6 protein-coding genes, 2 tRNA genes and 2 rRNA genes (1 of these 10 cut by a window edge) are annotated in these 8,519 nt (G+C 48.6%); all 10 read right to left on the bottom strand.

What is annotated here, in order from left to right; genetic code table 11:
• A 23S ribosomal RNA gene (locus tag ACYIB7_RS02020) occupies positions 1 to 603 on the bottom strand (it extends 2,276 nt beyond the left edge of the window).
• 138 nt (positions 604 to 741) lie between these two features.
• A tRNA-Ala gene (locus ACYIB7_RS02015) sits at positions 742 to 818 on the bottom strand.
• Positions 819 to 840: 22 nt separating this feature from the next.
• Positions 841 to 914 (bottom strand) — tRNA-Ile (locus ACYIB7_RS02010).
• Between the two features lie 189 nt (positions 915 to 1,103).
• Positions 1,104 to 2,631: ribosomal RNA gene (locus tag ACYIB7_RS02005) — 16S ribosomal RNA — on the bottom strand.
• Together the 16S and 23S rRNA genes with 2 tRNA genes alongside form the textbook arrangement of a ribosomal RNA operon.
• A 450-nt stretch (positions 2,632 to 3,081) precedes the next feature.
• On the bottom strand, positions 3,082 to 3,213 hold the full coding sequence (locus tag ACYIB7_RS02000) for a hypothetical protein (protein ID WP_262497702.1): 132 nt from the start codon (positions 3,211 to 3,213) through the stop codon (positions 3,082 to 3,084).
• 1 nt (position 3,214) lies between these two features.
• Positions 3,215 to 3,409, bottom strand: coding sequence for a hypothetical protein (locus tag ACYIB7_RS01995; protein ID WP_103983367.1), 195 nt, complete (start codon positions 3,407 to 3,409; stop codon positions 3,215 to 3,217).
• Positions 3,409 to 3,837 carry an HU family DNA-binding protein gene (locus ACYIB7_RS01990; protein WP_103983368.1) on the bottom strand — a complete coding sequence of 143 codons (429 nt, stop codon included), beginning with the start codon at positions 3,835 to 3,837 and terminating at the stop codon, positions 3,409 to 3,411. The genes ACYIB7_RS01995 and ACYIB7_RS01990 overlap by 1 nt, the downstream gene beginning before the upstream one ends.
• Positions 3,838 to 4,114: 277 nt before the next feature.
• The gene (locus ACYIB7_RS01985) at positions 4,115 to 5,980 is read right to left on the bottom strand and encodes a DUF6562 domain-containing protein (protein ID WP_480337961.1); all 1,866 of its coding nucleotides are present in this window, start codon (positions 5,978 to 5,980) and stop codon (positions 4,115 to 4,117) included.
• A gap of 48 nt (positions 5,981 to 6,028) precedes the next feature.
• Entirely contained in the window at positions 6,029 to 7,063 is a 1,035-nt protein-coding gene (locus tag ACYIB7_RS01980; protein ID WP_480337959.1) for a DUF6562 domain-containing protein, read from the bottom strand.
• A 6-nt stretch (positions 7,064 to 7,069) separates the two neighbouring features.
• Positions 7,070 to 8,161, bottom strand: coding sequence for a DUF3575 domain-containing protein (locus ACYIB7_RS01975; protein WP_480337958.1), 1,092 nt, complete (start codon positions 8,159 to 8,161; stop codon positions 7,070 to 7,072).
• Positions 8,162 to 8,519: the final 358 nt, after the last annotated feature.

Raw genomic sequence — 8,519 nt, 5'->3', positions numbered from 1 at the left:
CATTATGCAAAAGGCACGCCGTCACATCTTACGATGCTCCGACCGCTTGTAGGCAGACGGGTTCAGGGACTATTTCACTCCTCTGTTCGAGGTTCTTTTCACCTTTCCCTCACGGTACTGGTTCACTATCGGTCTCTCGGGAGTATTTAGCCTTACGGGATGGGCCCCGCTGGTTCACACAGGATTTCTCGTGCCCCGCGCTACTCAGGATACCACTAAGCTTCATTAAAGAGTCATATACCGGGCTTTCACCGTCTATGGCCGTTCTTTCCAAAACGTTCTATTTCGATAACTTCTTGCTATGCCGTGGTCCTACAACCCCAATACTGCCTAAACAGCATTGGTTTGGGCTCTTCCGCGTTCGCTCGCCACTACTTGCGGAATCACTTTTGTTTTCTTCTCCTATGGGTACTTAGATGTTTCAGTTCCCCACGTTCGCTCCATGGTTACATGGTGACAGGTCTTCAACCTGACGGGTTGCCCCATTCGGAAATCTTGGGATCAATGGTTATTTGCACCTACCCCAAGCTTATCGCAGCTTATCACGTCCTTCATCGCCTCCGAGAGCCTAGGCATCCACCGTCTGCCCTTGCTTACTTTCTTTCACCTTTGACACCGTACTACGAATAGTACTGCGTCGGGCTGATATATCTTCAGCTTTGCTCTACTTTACTTTATTCTTTTGTCCATCATGTCAAAGATCTTTATGACTGCCTGACGTCACTGACGTCCCAGCAATCCTGGTGGAGAATAACGGATTCGAACCGTTGACCCTCTGCGTGCAAGGCAGATGCTCTAGCCAGCTGAGCTAATCCCCCCTTTTTTCTTGAGATTTTCTTGTAGTCCCAGGCAGAGTTGAACTGCCGACCTCTACATTATCAGTGTAGCGCTCTAACCAACTGAGCTATAGGACTGTCAACTTTGCCTCGATTACTCTCAGCATCATTTTTCTCTCTTTCCCTACCTAAGGACAAACATGGAATCTTATCCATAATTTCTCCTTTTTTGAGTAAGATCATATTTCTTAATACATAGCAACCGTAGTACAAGTAAAGAATATTATACCGATTCCTTTACTCTATTTTTGAGACCCTTTGCTCCAGAAAGGAGGTGTTCCAGCCGCACCTTCCGGTACGGCTACCTTGTTACGACTTAGCCCCAGTCACCAGTTTTACCCTAGGCCGATCCTCAACGGTTACGGACTTCAGGTACCCCCGGCTCCCATGGCTTGACGGGCGGTGTGTACAAGGCCCGGGAACGTATTCACCGCGCCATGGCTGATGCGCGATTACTAGCGAATCCAGCTTCACGGAGTCGAGTTGCAGACTCCGATCCGAACTGAGACATGGTTTGGGGATTAGCATCACATCGCTGTGTAGCTGCCCTTTGTCCATGCCATTGTAACACGTGTGTCGCCCCGGATGTAAGGGCCGTGCTGATTTGACGTCATCCCCACCTTCCTCACAGCTTACGCTGGCAGTCTCACTAGAGTCCTCAGCTTGACCTGTTAGTAACTAGTGATAAGGGTTGCGCTCGTTATGGCACTTAAGCCGACACCTCACGGCACGAGCTGACGACAACCATGCAGCACCTCGTAAAAAGCTATTGCTAGAAAGAGTGTTTCCACTCCGGTCTTCTTACGTTCAAACCCGGGTAAGGTTCCTCGCGTATCATCGAATTAAACCACATGTTCCTCCGCTTGTGCGGGCCCCCGTCAATTCCTTTGAGTTTCACCGTTGCCGGCGTACTCCCCAGGTGGATTACTTAACGCTTTCGCTGTAGAGCTTACAATATATCGCAAACTCCTAGTAATCATCGTTTACTGCGTGGACTACCAGGGTATCTAATCCTGTTTGATACCCACGCTTTCGTGCTTCAGTGTCAGTGTTGGTTTAGTAAGCTGCCTTCGCAATCGGAGTTCTGCGTGATATCTATGCATTTCACCGCTACACCACGCATTCCGCCTACCTCAAACATACTCAAGATATCCAGTTTCAACGGCAATTTTATGGTTGAGCCACAAACTTTCACCGCTGACTTAAACATCCACCTACGCACCCTTTAAACCCAATAAATCCGGATAACGCTCGCATCCTCCGTATTACCGCGGCTGCTGGCACGGAGTTAGCCGATGCTTATTCAGAGGGTACATACAAAACAGGACACGTCCCGCACTTTATTCCCCTCTAAAAGAAGTTTACAATCCATAGAACCTTCATCCTTCACGCGACTTGGCTGGTTCAGGCTCTCGCCCATTGACCAATATTCCTCACTGCTGCCTCCCGTAGGAGTTTGGTCCGTGTCTCAGTACCAATGTGGGGGACCTTCCTCTCAGAACCCCTATCCATCGCAGACTTGGTGGGCCGTTACCCCACCAACTATCTAATGGAACGCATGCCTATCTATCAGCAATAAATCTTTAACAAATATTCCCATGCGGGATCCCTGTTTCATGTGGTATTAGTCCGACTTTCGCCGGGTTATCCCTCTCTGATAGGTAAGTTGCATACGCGTTACTCACCCGTGCGCCGGTCGTCAGCGGGATATTGCTATCCCCTGCTACCCCTCGACTTGCATGTGTTAAGCCTGTCGCTAGCGTTCATCCTGAGCCAGGATCAAACTCTTCGTTGTTAATTTGTTTCTTATACCTTTTGCTCAGAATCTCTAAATCTATTAAGTAATTGACGGTATTATTATTCTATAAAACAAACATCTATGTCTGTATAATACTTGTACTACTTGTTGTATGTAAATCTTTCAAAGAACTCGTTATACACCCGCTTTTTAGCGAACGTGGATGCAAAGATAAAACTTTTTATTTATTAGCTCCAAATGTTTATGGAACTTTTTTGATAAAAATATTGTTCAATATCTATTCACCAATCATTCTCTCTCGAATGCGGATGCAAAAGTAATGCTCTTAAACATATATTCCAAACTTTATCTCAACTATTTTTTTAAACAAAACAAAACACACAACCTAATTTGCATAACATCCGCAAGTTACATATTGAAAAAAAAATTACACCAATCTTATTGGATAACTATGCCGGGAGATTCATTTATATATAAGGTACGAGATTATTCATCGAGTTCTTTAGAAGGCATATTCTGAGGTTTATTTTTTCCGGTTATCTTACCGATCATTCTCTTAACAATCCCAATACAACGACTGACTACCGATAATATATCCATAATTTTTTCTGCATTCATCTTACTTGTTTTTTAATTTATATGAATAATCTACGCCGACCAATGCACCGGCAAATGTGCTGATTTCTCCAAAGGCAACTAATATGCTTCCATGTATTTCACCCGAAGGAGGCACCCAAAATCCCATAAATAAAAGAGTAAGGCCTGCCACACAAAGCAGCAAGGCCATTACCAATTGAAATGTCAATCTTGACATTATACAGTATGAGGACGATCACATTCCTTTTCCACCACTTCCGGGATTACCCTTGTAAACTCGGTGGTCATCTTTGTTTCACGAAGTTCTTTCCCCGGTGTAAAAACGATTTTCGCTCTACGAAGCAGACTGTTGTTAAAATCCTTCTCTTCGTCTACCCCATCACTACTAACAGACAAACGGAAATTTCCAAATTCACCCAACTGAACAATACGACCTTCCTGCAATTCCATATCCATTACAAAATTAAGGTTATCCAGAACCGCTTTGACATCCGCACTTGAAACTGTGCTACGGGCAGCAATCAATTTACATAAATGTTTCAAACCAGACGTTCCATTACTCTTTGCTACTGCATAATACTTCTTAGCTGCATCCTTTTCGCCAGGTTTACATGAACGCTGTACCAACTTAAATCCTTGTGACATAATTTATAAATTTAATTTGTTATGTGCTCACCATTGAACACGATGCAAATGTAAAACAGGAAAAAATCCTCAACATGGCTTAAAAAAAGCTGTAACAAACTGAATATCACAAATAAAAAAACATTCGCACTCAAAAAAGGACTATTCACCCCAACTTATATTGTCGCTTTTTTACATTATATCAACTTACCGGAAACAGATAAATAAAGATTTATTGCATTGCTCGGCAGCACCCGGACATTGACGCATGGCTGTCCGAATAGCTGTTTGCCACAGGTCAGTTGATGACAGGCGTGCGCGGAACGAGCTTCGGGTAAGCAGTGCCGCTATCGCCTGTTTGCCACTTATAAGTGCTTTCGGACACGCCGTTGTTGATGCCGTTAAGCTGGCTGTTCAGTGTGCTGATGTCGGTGAAGTTGTTGTTGCCCGTGCCGACGGCTCCGTCGCTGTTGTTGTTCTTGCCTATCATATCGGAAATCCCTTCGCTGGAGTCGTTGTTCCACGCCGAATAGGAACAGTTTTTGCCATTTATATTGCCTGCCAGACCGCCTGCTCCGGAACTTTCTGCTTTTCCGCCGCTAATCGTTACCTTTGCATTGGCAATGCAGCCGGTGATAGCTGGGACACCGCTATAACCTCCTGTAATTCCTCCGGCATAGTTCCTCGATTCGCTGCCCGTGGTGGTGGAGGAAACGGTACCGTTGAAGCGGCAGAATTTAATGGTTTTAGAAGCCTGCCGACCGCATATACCTCCGGCATAACAATCACCTCCGCCATTTACGGTGACCTCTCCCTCCACGATAAGGTTGCTGACCGTTCCGAACAAAATTCCGAACAATCCACCAAAAATATCGGAAGTGGTTTGGGATGTGATTGAAACCTTCATATTGCTGATGGTATTGCCTTGTCCGTCAAAAGTTCCAACAAAATTATTTATCGGCGTCCACGGTTCGTTTTTGAGGTCGATGTCGGCGTCGAGCACGTAGTTGGCATTACGATACATGGCTTCGGTGCTGCCCGTTATCACCGCATTGGCGTTCGCAAGCGTGGACAACGCCGCCAGTTGTGCAGGGGTGGTGATAGTATAGGAATATTGGGTGGCATCGTCGCCACTTCCCTCAGTCTTTGCAGGGTCGAGGATATTTCTGGCAGGGGCGACGTCGGTATTGTACTCCACATCCGATGTTGTCCAGTCGCTGTTGATGTCCACAGTCAGTTTCACGTCTTTGATGGATACCGGCTTTTCCGAAATCAGGCTTCCGGTAGCGTTGGTCTTGTAGTTGCGCTTGAGGGGGATTCCGGCAGGGATGGTGACCGACTGCAAATCTTTGCCCTCAGTCCCTGTAAAGGTCAAATCAATACTGCCTAAAGTGGAAGAGGCTTCGGTAAAGATATAGTCGGAGAAGAGGGTCTGCGATTCGGCTGATTTGCTGTTGCAGGTCACCGTAACTGTGCCGCTTGCTATTCCGCTTAATACATTAAAGTTTTTAGGTACAGTGTACCGGGCTTGCAGCCCGCTGCAATAGCCGTAGTTTGTAGCATTCTTTTCTTTTATCGTCAGTTTGGCAAACGGGCGGGTCAGTGCAGGGATAGTCGGATTTGTCACGGCAGTAGCCCCCTTCTCTAATGCATAGAGACCGCAGAAAGCGTCACGGGCATCGGTGTTAAAGGCGTACACGTTTTCAATAATCGAGATGGCTTTCAGACCGTTGGTGACGTCATTAGTGGCATAAAACTTGTCGTCGTAATGCGTGCAGCTTAGGCCTCCGATTGTGGCAGAAATACCTTTTGAGTCCGTTGCAATAAAGTCCGCCCAGAAAAGGCAGTCGTATTTGCCTTCATCTATCTTGAAATCGAATACTACGTTGTCGCCGGTCAGTCCTACTTTTTCTTCCCGGTATTTCAAGACCGGACTCGTTTGGTCTTGCGTCCATACTTCGAGGATGCAGCGAAGTTTGTAGTCGGAGGGAGCCGTGGGCAATGCCCGTGTCCCGATTTGCGCGAAATCTTCGGGCAGCGAGGCGGTGAGGGTCACGCGGTTGCTCTCGGTAGCGGTTTGCAGCGCATCGGTTTCGTCCTGGCTGCACGAGGTTATCAGCCCCACGAGGGCGATAATCCAGAGGTAAAGATGGTACTTTTTCATGTGCTTGATAATTTTGATTTTTAATTTATTGGTAATTCACTCTTTTTATCAATGTAGCAGACCGTCGAGGTCTATGTCTATATCTCCGTCAAAATCGGGGTCTATGTCCACGCCTCCCTGCATCTCGCTGGTGAGGAAACGGGCACGCACGGTGGTGAGGTGTCCCCGTCGGTAGGGCACTTCCAGCCCGGTGGTGCGGCTGATGACGTTGCCGCCGCTGTCGCGTATTTCCATCGAGAGGCTGACGAACGATTCCGTGCCGTTCACAAACACGAAGTCCGTTCCGATGGAGCATTCCTCCTGTCCGTCTGTGGGGACGGCGAGCGGGGTGGTATAGGCTATTCCCGTCCGCGAATCCGCAGGCTTGCCCGCGAGGACGTTGAACACCGTGGGGAGGTAGAAGCCGTAGGAGAACGTAATCGTAAATGTTTCATCGTCGGCACGTTGCTTCTTTGTCTTGCGGAGGAAATCCTTCACGTCGGTAGCTATAATCTCATACTTCGCCAGCGGGCGCACCATGTCCACTTTTATCTGCACTTTTGCATTCCATTCGTCTCGGTATTGCCGCAGGTCGAGGGCGGCGGTTCCATAAAGGCAGTCCCGATAGTCGGTGCTACCCGTATAGGGATCGGTGCAGGCTACCTGCTGCAAGTTGTCCGTATCGTAATAGAGGTCGGTGTCCGTGCCTGCCTTTACATAGTCCGTCCATACGGCGAGGGTATAGTCCAGCGCATGCAGTTTCAGATGGATGGGGAGCGAGATTTTCCCGTCGCCGTCCTTTCCGTCGTCGTCCACGACGGTTACCTGCCGGGCTGTGGGCTTGCCCTCCCGCCACGCCTCGATGATGAAACGGCGGCGGTAGCCGTCGTCGGCTTTCGTTGTTCCGCTGCGGGCATTTTTCTGCGTGATGATTTCCAGCGGAACAAGTTCCAGATCGAGCGTCACTTCGGTATTGACTTCGACCAGTGTGGGGTCGATGCCTTCTTCGCCGTCTTCCGTCATGGACGGGTAATCGTGTACACAACCGGCAAGGAAGATTGTCAGCACAAGGGCGATAAATCCTATCGTGTATTTCTGTTTCATAAGCCGTTACTTTTTAAGGTTAAAGCGATAGACCACGGAAAGCCCCACACGGGTGATGCCCCAATAGTTCTTCGTCCGGGTGTCGATGCGTGCGCCGTTATCCATATTGTAAAAGGTGTCGTAGCGCATGTTGGCATAGCCTGCGCCGAGCGTAAACTCACCCGCCCAATGCTCATTAAAGGGCAGCAGATAACCGTAACTGATACCTGCGCCCAAGAGCGGACGGGAGGTGTCCTGATAGCGGTCGCGATTCCACTTCACGTTGAACCAGCCCACGTGTGCGTGTACACCGAAGAAATGCCCCGCACCCGGCTTCGAGAGCCAGTAACGGGCTTCGGGCTGGATGGTAAAGGTCTTGATGGCGTGTTTGCTGCCGATGTGCCACGGACACCACAGTATCGGAAGTTCGACGGAGAGATGTTCGCTCACCTGCACGTCTGCCGCCACGTTCATAATCGTGCCTGCCCATGCCGCAAGATTGGTCTTGACGGCCACGTAGCGGGGAGAAGAAGATACGGTTTCCGGCGTTATCTTTACGACTTGTTCCGGCTGTTCTGCCACCGTTATTTCTTTCGCCGGAACAGGCGGCTCAACCTTTTCGATTTCCGCTCGTACTTCCAGTGCATCCGCAAGGGCAAGCCTGACAATGCCCTGCACATCGGCACGGCGTGCTTTCTCTGGGCTTTCCGCTCCGGTATCCACGCCCGCACCCGCGTAGGCGATCCGTTCGGCGGCGATACCCTTCCGTACAAGGTAGTTGCGCACGGTGCGTGCACGGCGTAGCGAGAGCGTATCGTTGAGCACCGCCCGTCCGCTCGCATCCGCCCAGCCCCGGATGACGATCCGTGCATCAGGGTTCGCCCCGGCCCAGCGAACCAACCACCCCGATTTCGGGTAATCGCTCCGCTCAATCCATTCGCCGTTGCCGAGCGAAAAATAAAACGTCGTGCGCATCATCACTGAATCGCGTTCAGTCGTGCCAGGAACGATATTCCCGTTCTGTGCTTTTAATGCGGCTGGCGATAATAAAAAGATCAGCGCAAGGCACGCAACCGCGTGGTGGCAGCGGCCCGGAAAGGCAAGTAAAGTTCGTATCATCTGGTTTCTTATTTTTATTTCATGGACAGACAGACAATCCACTACCCTCCCGTATTGCGCGGGTAGCGAGAATTGCCGGATAAAGAATCGGGAGAAAAGGAGAAATGGAGCAATAAAAAAAGACGCAAAACAGCCATAAGCCGAATTGCGAAAGTATTGGTAATTAAGAAGTTTTTGCTTAATTACACGCGAATTAGAATTGTATGTATGTATATATATATATATATGTGTGTGTGTGTGTGTGTGTGTGTGTGTGTGTGTGTGTGTGTGTGTGTGTGTGTGTGTGTGTGTGTTTACACGAATTTTCGAAACTTCCAAATTTTCAGGCATTAAAATAGCAGGAAAAGATATCTTTCCG

This window comes from Parabacteroides sp. KHUB-03, assembly GCF_056640975.1.
The sequence above is the reverse complement of the archived record's forward strand: the minus strand, read 5'-3'. Positions and strand labels throughout refer to the sequence as shown.